The sequence below is a fragment of the Cohaesibacter intestini genome (assembly GCF_003324485.1).
Taxonomy (GTDB): domain Bacteria; phylum Pseudomonadota; class Alphaproteobacteria; order Rhizobiales; family Cohaesibacteraceae; genus Cohaesibacter; species Cohaesibacter intestini.
This window is the reverse complement of the sequence record NZ_QODK01000002.1, coordinates 860,973-877,969: the sequence shown is the minus strand read 5'-3', so window position 1 is coordinate 877,969 and position 16,997 is coordinate 860,973. Positions and strand designations below refer to the sequence as shown.

General features: G+C 56.7%; 12 protein-coding genes. 6 read left to right on the top strand and 6 right to left on the bottom strand.

Annotated elements, in window-relative coordinates; all coding sequences use genetic code 11:
• The first annotated feature begins 7 nt into the window (after positions 1-7).
• The 3 genes from DSD30_RS09610 to DSD30_RS09600 are packed head-to-tail and all read left to right on the top strand — an operon-like array spanning position 8 to position 3,069.
• Positions 8-817, top strand: a complete 810-nt coding sequence (locus DSD30_RS09610; RefSeq protein WP_245418413.1) for a UDP-2,3-diacylglucosamine diphosphatase — start codon at positions 8-10, stop codon at positions 815-817.
• Positions 818-859: 42 nt separating this feature from the next.
• Positions 860-1,879 carry a glycosyltransferase family 4 protein gene (locus DSD30_RS09605; protein WP_114009400.1) on the top strand — a complete coding sequence of 340 codons (1,020 nt, stop codon included), beginning with the start codon at positions 860-862 and terminating at the stop codon, positions 1,877-1,879.
• A complete protein-coding gene (locus DSD30_RS09600) occupies positions 1,876-3,069 on the top strand; it encodes a glycosyltransferase (protein ID WP_157967633.1) in 1,194 nt (397 codons plus the stop codon). Before DSD30_RS09605 ends, DSD30_RS09600 begins: the two co-directional genes overlap by 4 nt.
• 62 nt (positions 3,070-3,131) lie before the next feature.
• Here DSD30_RS09600 and DSD30_RS09595 read toward each other — a convergent pair whose 3' ends face one another.
• The 5 genes from DSD30_RS09595 to DSD30_RS09575 form a co-directional block, all read right to left on the bottom strand.
• Complete coding sequence (locus DSD30_RS09595) at positions 3,132-3,734, bottom strand: ABC-type transport auxiliary lipoprotein family protein (RefSeq protein WP_157967632.1); 603 nt, start codon at positions 3,732-3,734, stop codon at positions 3,132-3,134.
• A gap of 221 nt (positions 3,735-3,955) precedes the next feature.
• A complete protein-coding gene (locus tag DSD30_RS09590; protein WP_114009397.1) occupies positions 3,956-5,353 on the bottom strand; it encodes an MlaD family protein in 1,398 nt (465 codons plus the stop codon).
• Positions 5,354-5,356: 3 nt separating this feature from the next.
• The gene (locus DSD30_RS09585) at positions 5,357-6,160 is read right to left on the bottom strand and encodes an ABC transporter ATP-binding protein (protein WP_114009396.1); all 804 of its coding nucleotides are present in this window, start codon (positions 6,158-6,160) and stop codon (positions 5,357-5,359) included.
• Positions 6,161-6,175: 15 nt separating this feature from the next.
• Positions 6,176-7,324 carry an MlaE family ABC transporter permease gene (locus DSD30_RS09580; protein WP_245418412.1) on the bottom strand — a complete coding sequence of 383 codons (1,149 nt, stop codon included), beginning with the start codon at positions 7,322-7,324 and terminating at the stop codon, positions 6,176-6,178.
• A gap of 168 nt (positions 7,325-7,492) precedes the next feature.
• Positions 7,493-8,710, bottom strand: a complete 1,218-nt coding sequence (locus DSD30_RS09575) for an MFS transporter (protein ID WP_114009395.1) — start codon at positions 8,708-8,710, stop codon at positions 7,493-7,495.
• Between the two features lie 131 nt (positions 8,711-8,841).
• On the opposite strand from DSD30_RS09575, the gene DSD30_RS09570 reads away from it, so the two are divergent.
• The gene (locus tag DSD30_RS09570; RefSeq protein ID WP_157967631.1) at positions 8,842-10,248 is read left to right on the top strand and encodes a protein phosphatase CheZ; all 1,407 of its coding nucleotides are present in this window, start codon (positions 8,842-8,844) and stop codon (positions 10,246-10,248) included.
• A gap of 127 nt (positions 10,249-10,375) precedes the next feature.
• On the opposite strand, the gene DSD30_RS09565 is transcribed toward DSD30_RS09570, so the two are convergent.
• Complete coding sequence (locus tag DSD30_RS09565; RefSeq protein WP_114009393.1) at positions 10,376-15,601, bottom strand: apolipoprotein A-IV repeat region-like domain-containing protein; 5,226 nt, start codon at positions 15,599-15,601, stop codon at positions 10,376-10,378.
• A 575-nt stretch (positions 15,602-16,176) separates the two neighbouring features.
• On the opposite strand from DSD30_RS09565, the gene DSD30_RS09560 reads away from it, so the two are divergent.
• Positions 16,177-16,485: an Hpt domain-containing protein gene (locus DSD30_RS09560; RefSeq protein WP_114009392.1), complete on the top strand. Its 309-nt coding sequence runs from the start codon at positions 16,177-16,179 to the stop codon at positions 16,483-16,485.
• Positions 16,486-16,663: 178 nt separating this feature from the next.
• Positions 16,664-16,984, top strand: a complete 321-nt coding sequence (locus DSD30_RS09555; RefSeq protein WP_114009391.1) for a 2Fe-2S iron-sulfur cluster-binding protein — start codon at positions 16,664-16,666, stop codon at positions 16,982-16,984.
• The last annotated feature ends 13 nt before the right edge of the window (positions 16,985-16,997 follow it).

Genomic DNA, 16,997 nt, shown 5'->3' with positions numbered 1-16,997 from the left:
CAGACCCATGACGCAGTCGAACGATGAAGGACAATACAAACACCGGACCATGTTCCTCTCCGATGTTCATTTGGGCTCCCGCGGCTGTCAGGCAGACATGTTGCTGGACTTCCTCAAATATCACGATGCGGACACGATCTATCTGGTCGGGGATATCGTGGATGGCTGGCGTCTGCAAAGCCGCTGGTATTGGCCGCAGGCGCACAATGATGTGGTGCAGAAGCTGTTGCGCAAGGCGCGCAAGGGTGCTCGGATCATTTATGTTCCCGGCAATCACGATGAGTTTCTGCGCAGCTATTACGGCGCCCATTTCGGTGGTGTCGAAGTGCTTGAACATGACATTCACGAGACCGCTGATGGCAAGCGCATGCTGGTGATCCACGGCGATCAATATGACATGGTGGTCCGTCATGCCAAATGGCTCGCCCATTTCGGTGACTGGGCCTATTCCTTCGCACTGGCGCTCAATACCGTCTTCAATTTTGTGCGTCGCAAGCTGGGCTTTCGCTATTGGTCCTTGTCGGCCTGGGCGAAGATGAAAGTGAAAAATGCGGTCAACTTCATTGGCACCTTTGAGGAGACCCTCTGTCAGGAAGCCAGAAAGTTCGACGTGGACGGCGTCATTTGCGGTCACATCCACCATGCGGAGATGCACGATAAGTTCGGCATCACCTACTACAATACCGGGGACTGGGTGGAGAGCTGCACGGCAATCGTCGAGCATGAGGATGGTCGGTTCGAGCTGATCCGCTGGAGTGAGGAAAGCGGCGTTGCGCCGGTTTCCGTGACGGTCCAACCATCGCAGGCGATGGCCTGACATTTCACCACGCATATCAGAACAACCGGGACAGGTGTTTCGATGAAGGTTCTTGTCGCAACCGATGCATGGCATCCGCAGGTCAACGGGGTCGTCCGCACCCTGAGCACAGTCGGTGCCTTGGCCGCCGAGCGTGGCATTGTGTTTGATTTTGTCAGCCCAAACGACTTTCGAACAATTCCGCTGCCGAGCTATCCCGAAATACCCCTTGCCCTACCGAGCAAACGGATCATCCGTGACAGGATCGCTGCCTTCAAGCCCGATGCGATCCATGTTGCGACGGAGGGCAGTATCGGCTTTTTCGCCCGCTCGGTCTGCATTGAGCAGGGGCTGCCCTTCACCACCAGCTATACCACCAAATTTCCCGAATATATCGCCAAGCGTTTCCGTGTTCCGGTCTCTTGGAGTTATTCTGTGCTGCGGCGCTTTCACAATCGCGGGGAACGGGTGATGGTGGCGACCAAGTCGCTGGAGTTGGAGTTGCAGACCCGAGGGTTCGAGAATCTGGTTCGTTGGGGGCGCGGTGTCGATACCGAGTTGTTCACGCCAGAGGATCCGGTGGCGCTCGATTTGCCAAGGCCGATTTTTATGAGCATGGGCCGGGTTGCGATCGAGAAGAATCTCGAGGCATTTCTGTCGCTCGATCTGCCCGGTAGCAAGGTCGTGATTGGCAAGGGGCCGGACAAGGCGTTTTTGGAAAAGAAGTATCCCGACGCGCATTTTCTGGGCGAGAAGGTTGGCAAGGAGTTGGCACGCCATCTGGCTGCTGCTGACGTGTTCGTCTTCCCAAGCAAGACCGACACATTCGGCAACACCCAGCAAGAGGCGCTTGCCTGCGGTGTTCCGGTTGCTGCCTTTCCCGTCACAGGACCGCTTGACCTGTTGGAGGATAGTGGCGTTGGGGCTCTTCATGAGGATTTGCAGCAGGCCTGTCTTGCGGCTCTGGAAATCGACAAGTCTGGCTGTCGCGCCTTTGCGCTTGAGCGGACATGGGACAAGAGCCTGAATCAGTTCCTCGACAATCTGGCACCGCTGGCCAAGTTTGTTGGCAGACCTTCATGACGCAATCGAGGATGACCATGCGTGCAAGTGTCGAGGCTGATCGTGCCTCCCTGTTCAAAAGCGAAAATGCCATCAAGGTTTGCCTGTTCGTGATCGACGCGGGCGCCGGGCATCGAGCGACGGCGAATGCCATACGGGAATATCTGCCGGAGGATCAAGATGTCGAGCTGGTCTTCGCCAATCCCTACAAGGATGTTCTGTCCCGTGGCAGCTGGTTTGAGCGCATTGTCGCGAACCATAGTGAAGCGCACTATAATTTTCTTTTGAAGCATTCGCGCCTGCCGCAATTTGCCTGGCGTGTCATGTCGTGGTTGCCTCTGGTTTTCCGCACCATTCGTGGCAAGGCAATCTCCCGACTGTTTCAGGCTTTTTATGCGGAAGCCAAACCGGATCTGGTGATCTGTGTGTTGCCTTTCATCGGCATCGATGTGATCGAGGAAGCAGAGCGGGCTGGATTGCCCAACATGATGGTGGTGACAGATCATTCCGAGACCTATCGCAACAGCTGGATTCCGGCCTCAGGTACGCATCTGGTGGCTTTTTCTGAGCGTGGCTATCATCAGGGCAGGGATAGGGCCATCACCCATGTGACGCGGATCAGTGGCCCGGTTTTGCGGCGCGCCTTTTTCCGTCGGTCGCCGGACCATGCCGCAGCCTTGAAGCGGCGGTTGGGCTTGTTCCCCGATGCCAAAACGGTTCTGGTTTTCTACGGTGGCAACGGGTCTCCGAAAATGATCAGGATTGCGCAGGCGCTGGAGCAGCTTTCAGAGCCGTTGAATGTCATTTTCGTCTGTGGTCACAACAAGGCTTTGAAGCAGGAGCTGGCTGCGGTTGAAATGGGCTATCAGAAGCGTGTCTTCGGCTTTGTGCGCAACATAGGTTTGCTGATGGAGCTGTCCGACGTGATGATCGGCAAGCCGGGGCCAGGATCGGCTTTTGAGGCTGTGGCAAAGGGTGTGCGCACGGTCTTGGAAGTCAATGCCGGAACCATGCCGCATGAGCTCGACAATGCCCGAATGATTGCCGAGGCATTTGATGGTGCGTCTTTTTGCAAGGAAGCGGATATGCTTTCGGCCATCGATGCTGCCCCGCGCCGCCAGCAACATGAAGCCGGGATCGAGCCTCCATTTCGCAGCGATCTGGAATTTTCCAAGGTCTTCAACAAATTTCTGGATGAGGCCAAGGGCTGACAGCAACGGTTAAGTTGGCCGGAACAGTTCTGGTTGGATGCCGGTTTCAGAGGTTCGTGGGGTCAGATGACACGGACGACCCAGGAGAGCACGTCTTTTAGCACGGCCTGAGAGGCAGCATCAATGCCCGCAACGCCCTTGGCGGAGCTTGACAGGTTGGCGGGTGCCGTGGCGCTGAACTGGCGGCTTGCACGGACGCGTCCGTTGCGATCATTGATGATCTTGACCGACAGGGCAACGCGTGCCTGAGCCCCATTGGCATCAATCAGCTCAAAGGCCCGAATGGTGGTGACGACCTTGTAGTCGACGACAACGCCGTCACCGGGTTTGGCAACCGATCGGATGCGTCCGGAATTCTCAAAGGTCTGGATCAGTTTTTCCTGCACAACGCGGCTCAGCCGGTCGCTCCATTGCGCATCACCAAAATAAGTGATTTCGGAAGCGTTGGGACGCACGACAATCATTTCACTGTCAAGAGACTTGAGCGCGGTCGGGGCTGCGACAAGGACCTGCGCATTGCTGCGTCCGGATATGTCATCAAAGTTGGTCGGAGCGCTGAGATCATAGGTGGTCAGCTGCTTGCCGCCCACCACTGAGCAAGCCGCGAGTGTCAGACACAAGCCAGCCAACGCAAAAACCCGCTTTACGGACGATGATCGCAACAAATTCGTACCCCAGTTCCCAAATCTACCGATTTGGCCATACTCTAATCGAGTGGCTGACCATGCCAACCAGTTTTTGGCACTTTGCGCAGTTTTTTGGCCTCTTTGTGCCAATTTGTCACAAATCATGGAGCTCCGAGGGACAAAATCGGCCTCGCTCTGAGAGATTACAAAGCTTGTGACTGGCGGGGCCATGACATCAGATCGATCAGAAAAGGGGCTGACTAGTAGCGGCGATTGTAGGTCTTCACCTTGTTGCCGCCAAAGATCAGGCTGGATGGGTTGTCCTCAAGCTTGCCCACGGCGCTTTCCAGACGGCGCAACGTGTTGCGGGCTTCCGAAACCATGCCTTCGACATCACGCAGGCCTTTGCCGGAGAAACGGGCAAGGCCGTTGGAAATCTCGTCTGCCCGGGCTTCAAACCGCTCGGAGACCTTGCGGATCGAGCGGGCCGCTGCCGTAGCTTCCTCGATCAGGCCCTTGCCGCCCTCTTCGTTGGAGAGGATGCCGTCCACCTTGCCCATGATCTTGTCGACACGTTTGGAGGCTTCATTCAGGCGTGAGGCAATATTCTTTGCGTCGGTGATGATCTGATTGAAGTCTTCGGTCCGCGTGGACATGGTCTGGGAGAATTTGTTGATGTTGCCTGCAGCGGCCTTGGCCTCATTGATAATGCCGGCAATGTCGTCCGAATTGTCATCGAGGGACTTGGCAAAGCTCGTCAGGGACGAGATTGCGCCGCGCACGGCGTCCGGATCCACACTGGCAATCAGCGTGTCAACCTTGGTCAAAGACGTGCTCAGGCTGGCTGAGAACTCGTTGATGCCCTTGGCTGCCTGCGATGCATCATCGACGACGACATCAAACTTGTCAGAGGCTTTGGCAAGGTCCTGGCTGAACTTCTCGACATTGGCGACGCTATTCTTGACGCTTTGCGGGTCAACTGCGCCAATCAGGCTTTCGGCTTTGGTGCTGAGTGTTTCGAGTTTGGCAGAGAGTGAGGTCAGACCCTTGGCCGCACTGGACGCATCGGCAAGAAAGGTGTCGATGTTGCCGGAATTGTTTTTGAGCGCATCGGTGAAGGTCTCGACATTGGCAACAGAGTTGGAAATGCTGGCTTCATTGGTGTCAACCAGCTTTTCCACCTTCAAAAGGACATTGTCAACGCGTGACATGATACGGCGGGCACCGGTCATCAGGTCCTGAAGGGCAGAATTGCTCGCGGTCAAGACCGGGACATCCTCTTGATCCAGCAAGTCGGGCAGCTTGGGATCTCCGCCCGTGATCTCGACATTGCCGACGCCGGTCAGACCCTTGTAGGCGAGCTCCACCCGGCTGTCCTTTTTCAGCGGAATGTCGGAAAAGACGGTCAAATGGGCTTTGACGTAGCGGGGATTTTTCGGATCGTAATTCAGGCGCGAAACCTCGCCGACCTTGATGCCGTTGAACTGAACCTGTCCGCCCTTGTAAAGTCCGGCCACGGAGCCTTCAAAGCGCACGATCATCTCACGGGTTGGTCGGACGTCATCATAGCGGGCAATCCAGTAGATGAAGCCGAAGCCGACAGCGGTGAGGATCAGCGTGAACAGGCCGATTGCAACAAAATTGGCTTTGGTTTCCATTTGTCAGTTCCTGTTCCCTTGGCGCATGGCGCGTTTGCCGGTGAAATATTGCTTCACCCAAGGATGGTCGTTTGATCGCATTTGCTCAATGGTACCAGATACGAGAACCCGCCGCTCTGCCAAAACGGCAATCCGGTCACAGGCGTCATTCAGGCTGTCCAAGTCATGGGTTACCATAAAAACGGTCAGTCCCAAAGTTGTTCTGAGCGTCGAAATCAAGTCGTCGAATTCTTCCGCACTGATCGGGTCGAGGCCGGACGTTGGCTCGTCCAGAAGGACGATCTCCGGATCGAGAGCCAGAGCGCGGGCCATGGCGGCGCGTTTGATCATGCCGCCGGACAATTCGGACGGATATTTGTGGGCTGCGTCGGGGGGCAGGCCGACCAGTTCGATCTTGGAAATGGCCAGCTCATCCATCAGCCGCTGGGGCAGGGAATAATATTCGCGCATCGGCACCTGAATATTCTGCATCACCGTGAGGGACGAGAAGAGCGCTCCATGCTGGAACAGCACGCCGACCTTGCGCTCGATGCGCTTCTGCTCGGCACGGGACATCTTTTCCATGTCATTGCCGAAAATGATGAAGGCACCTGCGCGTTTGGGAATGAGACCAAGGATGCTGCGCAGCAGGACGGACTTGCCGGTGCCGGATGCGCCAACAATGCCGAGAATTTCGCCGCGCATGACATCGAGATCGAGATTTTCGATGATGGTGCGCTCGCCAAAGCCGACGGTCAGGCCGCGCACAGACAAAAGGGGCGGTTCGTCAGAATGGATGATAGGCGACGTGATGGTGTGATCTGACATAACCAATCGTGCCCCCTAATATCCGATTGCAGCGAAGAAAATGGCGAAAATACCGTCAATCAGCACCATCAGGAAGATGGATTTGACGACCGCTGCCGTCGTGCGTTTGCCCAAAGATTCGGCGCTGCCCCCTACCTGCAACCCTTCGGCACAGGAAATGAGGGCGATGATCAGCGCCATGAAGGGGGCCTTGATGACGCCAACCATGAAGGTATTGACTGCCACAGCATCGCGCAGCCAGTTGATATAGGCCGCAGGCGTGATGTCGGAATAGACCCAGAGCAGCATGCCGCCGCCAATCAGGGCCGAGACGTTTGCCACCATGCCCAGCAGGGGCAGGGCAATGACCAAAGCAATGACACGAGGCGCAATCAGCACCTGAATGACATTGAGGCCCATCACCGTCATGGCGTCAACCTCTTCACGCATCTTCATCGAACCGATTTCAGCGGTGAAGGCGCTACCGGATCGACCCGCCACCAGAATGGCGGTTAGCAAAATACCCACTTCGCGCAGGACAAGAATGCCGACAAGGTCAATGACGAACGGTTCCGCCCCGAACTGGCGCAACTGGAATGCGCCCTGCTGGGCAACAATGGCCCCGACGAGGAAAGACATCAGGGCAACAATCGGCACGGCCTTGAGGCCCGTTTGCTCCAGATGATGGGCAATCGCCGTGAAGCGCAGTTTCTTTGGACTGAGAAGGCTCTCCAGCAGGCTCGAAATCACGCCCCCCATCAGATGAGCGAGGATCTTGGTGTCGTTATAGACTTCGACGACGTCGCGTCCCGTCTGTTCGGCTGCCTGCAGGAAAGTCCCGGGTTGCGGGGTAAGCTCAGGTTTGTGCAGATTGGTTTCGCAGACGGCTTCAAACAGGGTTTGATGGTCCGGATCGGTCATTTCAACCACGTTCTGGTCCAGTTGGAACCCGCGGATCAGGCGGATGATGGTCCAGGCTCCGGATGTATCAAACGAGCACACGCGGGTGAGGTCCAGGCCATCGGGGCGCTTGCCTGCTTCGATCAGGGCCGTCACCAGTCGGTCCGCATCACGGATGGTGTCGATGGTCCAATCGCCGTCCGCGACCAGTATGTTCCGGCTCTGATCCAGCGTCAGCGCCGGAGCCACCGTCATTTGGGTCAGTTGCGCGTGCGATTGGGTCATCGTCCAGTCATCTGCTTTGGTCCGCTGGTCGGTTGCGCTGCCGCGAGGGCAGGGATGCATTGCCGGCTTGCGTGACGTCAGTCTCCATCCGTTTGCCTAAATGGCCTTATTTGACCATTATGCACAAGGGTTAATCCCGGATTTCAAGGAGAAAAGCGCCTGCTTGTGTCATTTTGGTTGTTCGTTTTGTGCTTCGCTCGCTCTGTCACTGGCGATATAGCCAACAGGGAACAGGTGACTGGTGGCGAGCAGGAACAGAGCGGTGGTGGAAATGCCTGCCATAATGACAAAGCCATTGCCGCCCAGATCACCATAAAGAATGCCCGATGCGTAGGTGGCGATTGCCATCAACAGTCCGGTGAGCATTGTATAGAGGCCCTGTGCTGTGCCCGAGAGGTCATCGTCGACCATCGCTGCAATGAAGAACATGGTGCCCAGATGGGAGCAGGCAAAGCTGCCTGCATGGAGCAATTGAAGGAGCAGGTAGCCCGCTTCTGGCATGTCGAATGGCATCAAGGCCCAGCGCAAGGTGGCCAGCAGGCCGCTGATAAAGATCAGTGCCTTCCAGTCAGCGCGACCGGAAATGCGTTTTGAGAAACTGAAGACCAAGACTTCGGCAAAGACAGAGACGGACCAGAAAATGCCGGTCATGCTGGCGGCGACGCCGCGCTGTTCCCAATAGATGGTGCCGAAGGTGTAGAGCAGCGCGTGGGAGGCCTGAATGAGACTGATGCTGGCCAAGACGATCCAGAAGCCGGTCTGGCCGAACTGTTTGAGCTGGGTCCAGTCAAGTTTGTTGCCCTTGCTCATGCGCTGGTGGTCGATCAGGCGAGGGTCCTTGGGCAGAGTGAGGGAGAAGACGATCTGCAGCAGATTGCCTCCAATCATCAGCCAGATGATCTTGTTGGCGCCCAACAGATCAAGGCAAAATCCACCAGCCAAGTTGGCGACAACAAAGGCCAGCGAACCCCAGCGGCGCATCCGGCCATAGTCGAGATCATAGCGACGGGTGCCTGCCATGGCGAGAGAATCGGCAATCGGTACGATGGCCCCTTGGGTGATGTGGGAGATGGCCATCACCGCCAAAATCCAGCCCAGGCTATCATCAATGGTTATGAAGGCGAAGGTTAACGCGAAGAGGGTGCAATAGATCTGAAGGGTTAACCGCCGATCTCCGATCTTGTCGGCCATCGCTGCCATTACCGGGGTGAAAACGACGCGGGCAATCAGCGGCACCATCAGCACGATGCCGATGGATTCCGGGCTCAGACCCAAGCTTTTTAGCCATATCCCGGCAAAAGGGATGTAAATGCCATAGGGAAAGAAGAATGCCCCAAAGAAAAGGGATATGCGGGTTGCATAGTGTGGAGGAGGGGCAGAATACATAAGAAATGGCCTTGAATAGAGTAAACAACCGTTAAGATTTCGGCTGTAGCATAGGAAGGGAATATCTACGTATTTTGGCACTGATTCGCGCCATGCAGGATAGGGACCCGGTCTGACCGATGAGCAACGCTATGCCTCCGACGCCCCTGAGACAAGAAGACTATCTGGCCATCGAAGCCGCTGTTATGGAAACAGCCAGAGGACGGTGGTTTCTGTCTGAATATGCACGCAGAAACCGGAACTCCGATACAGATACTCTATTGGCGGCGATAGATAAACTGGAAAAAACCGTTGTCCGTGAGCGGGCACCGGCAACCGTTATGGACCGGGTCAAGGTGGATTTGGCCGACATGGCCGGCGCCATTGAACGGACCAAACGGGAAATCGCCCAAATCAAGCATGAAAATAATGATGGTTCAGAACGGTTTGAGCGGGCTTCGCTCGAGCTGGATGCCATTGTGTCCCAGACCGAATCTGCGACGGGCGAAATCCTTGGCGCAGCAGAGAAAATCCAGGAATATGCCTGGACCCTGCGGGAAATGGGCGCTGATGAAGACAAGTGCAATGAACTGGATATGGAAGCAACCAATATTTACATGTCTTGCTCCTTCCAGGATCTGACCGGTCAGCGGATCAAGAAAATTGTCGATGCGATGCGCTATGTAGAAAGCCGCATCAATTCGATGATCGATATCTGGGGATTTGAATCCCACACGGTCGAAGTGGATGCTAACCACCACCGGTCGCATGACGAGCGCCCGGATGCGCATTTGCTCAATGGTCCGCAATTTGCAGGCGAAGGCGTCGAACAGAGCGATGTCGATCTTCTGCTGAATAATGCCGATCATGGCCCTGCCGATCAGGGTGATATCGATGCGATGTTTGATGCAGCACCTGAAGAGGCCGATCAGGGTGACATCGACGCGATGTTTGATGCGGCACCTGAAGAGGCCGATCAGGATGACATCGATGCGATGTTTGATGCGGCACCTGAAGAATCCGATCAGGGTGATATCGATGCGATGTTTGATGCGGCACCTGAAGAGGCCGATCAGGATGACATCGACGCAATGTTTGATGCGGCGCCTGCCGAGGCAGTTGATGATGTTGCCGTCCCCGGTGCACCGGACCTGTCTGCCGAAGCCGGGCAGGACGACATCGATGCCATGATGGCAGACAGCGCAATTGCTCCGAACGATGACATTGTGGCAGCCAAAGGCAATATCGGTGCCGATGTTCTGGATATGGAAGATCTCGACTGGGCCGATGCCAAGGTCGATGCAGCTGGTGCGGATGATGCAACCGAGATGGTTGATGAAGGGGATGCTGACGTTTTCGCATCTGCAGATCTGGACAATGGGGATGACGACAGCGATGAAACGGTCTCGCCTGCTGCAAAGGCCGACGTCTTCGCCGGTGTGACCATCGACAATGTTGAAGCAGATATCTTTGCGGCGGCGCCTGAAGATGAAGAGGATCTGGAAGCATTGGAAGGCAGCATTGCCGATCTGAGAGACCGGGTTGCTGATTTCAGCTGATCCTGACGGTTGTTAGCTGGAAGGATCTCAAGATCAAGGTGTCTCACAGCGCATAACAGATACAACAAAAAAAAGGGTGCCCAGTCGGCACCCTTTTTTGTTTGCTTGTGATGGCTCGATGGGCCGTTTAGCCCAATCGACCACTGGCATGGGCCAGCATGGTATAGACCTTGCCGGTTTCCGAAGTGAGGTAGTTCATGGTGTTGGTGCCATCGCGATCCTTGCGGGAAATATCGTCAAGGATGCGCTCATAATCGGCGACATAGCGGTTGACCGTGGTGCGGAAATCATTGTCGCGCTGATAGCGCATCCGCACATCTTCAAAGATCTGCTGGCCTTTCAGGGTGTAGAGACGACGGGTGAAGCTGCCACCTTCGCCGCGGCGATAGCTTTCCCATGCCTGTTCCTGATTTTGCCCGTCGATGCCGCGGACGATTTCCTTGGACAGAGGCGCCAGCGCTGCGGCGTCGCCCGGTTGCGGGAAGCCGTCGTCAGACTGGGACGCACGGCGCAGCAGATCGGAGACCCAGCCGCCGGAGCGGCTATCGTCGTCATCACGCTGTGCTGGCGCATAGTCGTTTCTGGACTCTTGGCGCGGTTCCTGGCGTGGTTCTTGGCGTGGTTCCGGGGCCCGCGCCGGTGGCTGCTCTGGCTGACGCATGGTCTGCGGAGCCGGAGGGGTTGGACGCGGTGCCGGAGCGGATGGCTGGCTTGAACGGCCTGCGGGCAGGCTGTCAAAGCTGTTGCCATGGCGTTGGACAACACGGGACAGTTCCTTCAGAGCATCGATCTGCTCGGAGACAACGCGGCGCATGGCACCGGTGGCTTCGCGGGTTTCTTCAGGCAGTTCTGCCAGACCGTTGCGCAACTCGGCACGGGTGGTATCCAGATCACGGCGGATATCCTGTGTGATGGTGCGGATGTCCTGTGTGGCTTTCTCAAACCGGCTGTTGGCATCGGCCATGGATTGCAGCATTTCCTCGTTGAGGTCCTGCTGGGCAGCCCGAATGCTTTCCGCGGCGCGGCGACCTTCGGACGCGGTGTTGATGCGCAGCTGCTCGAGCTGATCCATGACTTCCTTGGATACGCCTTCCGTGCTCTGACTGAGCAGCATGCCGACATCGCGCGCCCGGGCCTCGGCTGTGTTGAGCGTGTTGGCAATGACATTGGTAAAGCTGTTCAGCACACCTTCTATGGCATCGGTGCGTTGGCTGAGATCATCTGTCATGGCAGCGAGGGCCGCACGACGTTCATCGACATTGCCTTCCAGACGCTGATTGGCCGATTCCATCATCTGGGTGGTGTTGATCAAGGCACCGGCCTGTTCCTCGAACTTGTTGGTCAGGGTGGCGACCTGTTCGAGAATGTTGCCCGATACGGAGCGCAGATCAGAGACCTGACCGGTCAGCTGCTGGGCAGAGGCACCAGCCTGATTGACAACCGTGTCGACCACATCGCGGAACTGGTTGGTCTGGGCCGAAAGGCTGGTCTCGATGGTGGACAGGCTGTGTCCAGCATTGAGCAACAGTTCGGACAGGGTGTCGTTGGCGTTTTTCAGGCGCTCAACGATTTCGGTTCCGTCATTGCGCAAGAGCTCGTTGGTGCTGTTGAGCGACGAGGTTGCTTCCTCTGTGGAGGCGCGAACCGCTTCCACCAGACGCTTGTTGGAATTGTCGAGATTGACAATCGCATCGTGGCTGCTCTGGGCGATCGAACGCACGAGGTTGCTGGATGAAGCTTCCAAAGCGGCACGAGCCTGTTCCGAGCTGACGGTGAGGGCTTCGACGGCGCGTTTGGAATTGTCTTCCATTGCTGCCAGAGTTTCGTTGGCACTGGAGGAGAGGGTTTCCGATGCTTTCTGCGCGCTTTCTGCCAGCACCTGTGCGGTCCGCTCGGTGTTGCTGTTCAGAGTGCCAACGGTGCGCTGGGTCGAGCCTTCCATGGCTTCGACGGCACGCTGAGCATTCTCGGACAGGGACTGGGCAGCCAGTTCGGTGCTGCTGCTGACTGCGTTGACCGTGCGATCCGAGCTTTCGTTGATTGCCTGAACCGCGCGATTGGCGCTCAGATCAAGACTTTCGGTCGCCCGGCTGCTATTCTCGGTGATGGCAGCCACCAGACCGTCGCCGGTTTCAGCCAAGGACTGGGATGCACGAGCGCTTTCCATTGCCACGGCCTTGGCGATTTCGCCGCCACGGCTCGACAGGCTCTGAATGATGCTCTCACCGGCCTTCTGGAAGGTGGAGGTGATGTTTTCAGACCGGCTGTCGAGAGCCTGAATGACCGCATTGCCTTTTTCATCGAGGATCGAGGACAGCTCTGCGGAGCGGGAGCCCAGAACCGCATTGAAATTCTCGGTCTTCTCGGTGATGGCCGAACTTGCTTCGGTCAGGGTCGATGCGAGGGAATCGCGTGCTTTGGCACTCTCGGTTGCGAAGTTGGTCGAGATCGCATTCATCCGGTCATTGAGGATGGCCTCGATCTGGGCCGAGCGGCTGTCGAGCGTTTCTGCCACTTCGAACACTTTGCTGCCAAGGGAGACATTGATCTCGGCAACGCGATCCGACAGGGTTTCGGTGAGGTCATGGGCCTGACGGGACAGGGTCTCGCCAACCATGGTGAGGCGGTTGTCCATGCTCTCGTTGATATCCTGCTGACCCTTGGAGTAGGCCGCTGCGATATCACGGGTGCGATCCAGCAGGGTGTCGTTGATCTGACGGGCACGGACATCGAGCGCGTCGTCGAGCTTGCTGGTGCGCTCGTCGAGGGTGGTGTTGAGCGTATCGGCCTTGCTGGCGAAATTCATCGTCAGGCTGGAGATATTCTGCTCGAACCCATCGAGGCGGGTGGAAATGTCCTTCTCGAAGTTGGACGTGCGTTCAACCAGCGTGTCGGTGACCTGCTGAGCCTTGGTGGCGACGCTGACGGAGAAGCCATCAAGGCGGGAATCGAGCACGGTTTCGATTTCACCAGCACGGGCAAACAGGGTCTGGTCGAGCGCATTGATCCGCTGATCCATCGACTGGGTGAGGCTGTCGAGGCGGTCGCCAAGATGGCTGACCAGATTGGTGCCCTGCACGCCGATGACTTCGTCGAACGCCTTGACGCGTTCTTCCATCGCCAGACGGATGCTTTCGCTCTGGCCTTCGAGGGCTGCGGTCAACTCGCCACCCGTTGTCTCGAACAGTTCCTTGACCTTGGAACCGCGCTGGGCAATGACCTTGGCGATTTCGGAGCCAACCATTGCGAGCCGTTCGGTGACTTCCATCGAGCGGCTGTTGAGGGCTTCGCTGGCTTTGCCTGCGGCCTGATCAAGCTGCTCGGTGATGGCAACGGACTGACCTTCGAGCAGGGTCCCCATATTCAGGGTGCGTTCGTCGAGCATGGACCCAAGAGACCGGGCATGTTCGTTGAGCTGCTTGTCGAGTTCTCCGCCTTTGACGGCAACGGTTTCGTGGATCCGCTCTGCGGTCTGATCCAGCTTGCTGGTCAGCTCGTCGCCGCGGCTGGTCAGGGTTTCGACAATCCGACCACCGGTCTCGTTCATGTTGGAGGTCAGGCCTGCGCCTGCCTGCGAGATGGAATGAGCAATGTTGGAGCCGGTTTCGTCGAGTTTTTCGTTGATTTCTGTGCCACGCAGCGACAGGTCAACCAGCAACGCGTCGCCAGTGCCTTTCAGCGCTTCGGAAACTTCAGAGGAGCGTTCGGTGATGGCGGTGACGATCTGGGTGCCCTGATCGCGAATATTTTCGGCCACCGTAGACCCGGTCTGTGACATGGTCTGGGTCATGTTGGCGCTGATTTCGGTCAGGCTGCCGGTGACATTCTGGCTGATGGCATTGAGCTCGGTGGTGAGTGCACCGCCGGTGGTTGCCAGATTTTCGGTGACTTCGGAGCCGATGGTGCGCAGTTCGTTGGTCAGCGTGCCGCCCGTATTGGCGAGATTTTCGGTGACCTCGGAGCCAATGGTGCGCAACTCGCCGGTCAGGCTCTGGCCGGTATTGGCCAGATTCGCGGTGACTTCCGTGCCGATCGATTTCAATTCGCCGGTCAGGTTGTTGCCGGTGACGCTGAGATTGTTGGTCACTTCAGAGCCGATGGCCTGCAAGTTGGCGTTCATGTTTTCGCCGACCTGCGAAATGTTGGTTGTCACGTCATTGCCGGTCTGCGACAGGGTAGAGGTGAGTTCCTGACCTGCATTGATGAAGCGATCGGTGACTTCATGGCCGATGCTGGCCAACTGACCGGTCAGATCGGAGCCGGTAACTTCCAGTTTTTGGGAAATCTCGGTGCCGGACATATTGAGCTGGTCCGTGATGGACTGACCTGCCGTGGACAGGGACGAGGTCACATCGGCACCCGTCGAGGACAGGCGGTCGACCAGATCGGAGCCGCGGTTGGAGAGGACATTGACCATGGTCTCGCCAGCATTGGCCAAAGCAATGGTGATCTGCTCGCCTTTTTCTGCCAGAGACAGGGTGACGCGGGAACCCGCGTCGGACACGCTCTTGGAAATGGACTCGCTCGTGGTCGTCAATTCATCAGAGAGGGACGTGTGAGCGCCGGAAATAGAGGCCCGTACACGCTCGGAGTTGGATACGATGGCTTCGCGCTGGGTGATCAGTTCCTCGATCAGTGAGCGGATGCGCAATTCATTCTCAGAGTAGGCGCGCTCCAGCGAGGAAACCTCGTTATGCACCATGACTTCCAGCTCGGACGCGCGGGCGAGAGCGCGTTCGATGCCATCGCTCATGGAAGCGACTTCGCGGCGGATGGCCTGTCCGACATTGACGACGGATTCCTTGGCGACGCTTTCCGGCTCGACCAGACGCATGGCCACTTCGGTCATGGTGTGGGAGACCTGGCGCATTTCGTGGGAGCGTACGATCATATAGGCCATCATGAAGAACAGCACGACCGGCAGCACGATGGCCGCCATGGCACCGAGCGCCATCGGGCTTTGCAGGATGGCAGGCGCTCCGCCAGCGGTGATCAGCTCTTGGCCAAAGGCAATATAGAAAGCGCTGCCAGCCATACCTGCCCAGATCACGGCAAGCAGGGTGGCAAACCAGTAGGGAGCAGAGCTTGCGGGTCTTTGCAGGCTGTGCAGCAAATGACCGACCGATTGCTGGTCGTCGTTGGCGGGGCGTGGTCGGCCAGAAGAGGGACGCATGTCCGACTTGCTCTCAACCTCGCTTGGGGCAAGATCACTGGCCGTTGCCTTGGCCATGTCCTGTTTGCCGCCGTCGCTCTTTGCCTCTTCCGTGCCGTCGAAATCGAGTTTCAACGCGTCTTCAACCGCCGACAGAGCCGCTTCTGTCGGATCCTGAATCTTTGGAGACTTATTGACCATGTCTATACCAGCCTTGTCTTACTCTATACTCGCCACTTCATTGGTCGCCCCGAACCGACTACAATGCCGGTCTTGCCTCGTGGGCACCAATGCCTCCCCTTTTGCGAAAGGGGTCTTGCAATATCTTGATCTCGCCGCATCCGCTTGACCCGAAATTACGGCTGTCTCATGGCCTTGTGGCAAGGCAATGGGAAGCGCTATTTGGGGTCAAAGTTAGTCTGTCGCTATCAATCGATATATCGGGATAGCATCGTACAGGCAGAGCAAAGGCAAAGGAACAAGAAATTTCCGACCCTTGGCTGCATTTGTTCAACAATCGATGCCACGGGAGAGGGGACGTCACACAGTAGGGATAGCCTGTTAAGGTTAAGAGATTGGAAAAATGGAATTTTTGTCGACAAACCAAGCGTTCAGCCAATGTCGCAATGGAGATGGGGACCACAGGAATTAAATTTTGTATTCCAGGGTCAAATTCGGCAATTATGGTTAACAGAAAATATCAAAAGTGACTGTCGGGCGAATCCTGATCCCGGTGGTTTCAAATGGTCGACAATGTATAAAAAGGGGGGCGTTCCATGGCGCGACTGGACCTCGAGCATCTTGCTCGCCAGACAATGAATGATGCGAATTTGCAGCGTGAGGTGTTGCGAATCTTCGAGCAACAGATGAACGACAAAATGGCTGATCTGGCGTGTGCTCAAGGATCGGTGAAAGAGCTGGCCCACAGCATCAAGGGCTCGGCCCGCGGGGTCGGGGCGGTTGATGTCGCGGCTCTTGCTGAAAAATTGGAACAGGCAGATTGTCCGGATCCGACGCTGATTGCCCAGTTGGGTAACGCGGTTGAGGAAGCGATGGAGGATATCCGCGCGATTCTCAACCTGTGACGCAATTGTCATTCTCTGTGCCGTTCGCAGCATCGCGATTGTGATCGCAGAGGGCTTGGGGATGAAAAGTGCGTGAGGGGCTGGCCGTTCTGTCGCTTTAGGGCAAAGGCAACTTTGACTCACCGGCAAATTGCGCTATAGCGGGGCATGTGACCAATTCAATCAGAGATGATATCCAATGCCGAAGATCAATTTTGTCGCTTTCGATGGTACCAAATATGAAGTGGAGGCCTCCAACGGGGCAACGGTGATGGAAAGCGCTGTAAAAAATGGCGTGCCCGGCATCGAGGCGGAATGTGGTGGTGCCTGCGCTTGCGCGACCTGCCATGTCTATGTGGACGAAAGTTGGGCGGAAAAAACCGGCGATCCGGATCCGATGGAAGAGGATATGCTCGACTTTGCGCAGGATGCGAATGAATCCAGTCGCCTGTCCTGCCAGATCCGTATGAGTGACGAGCTTGATGGCATCGTTATTCGCATCCCTGAATTTCAGGCTTGAGGACACGTTTGTC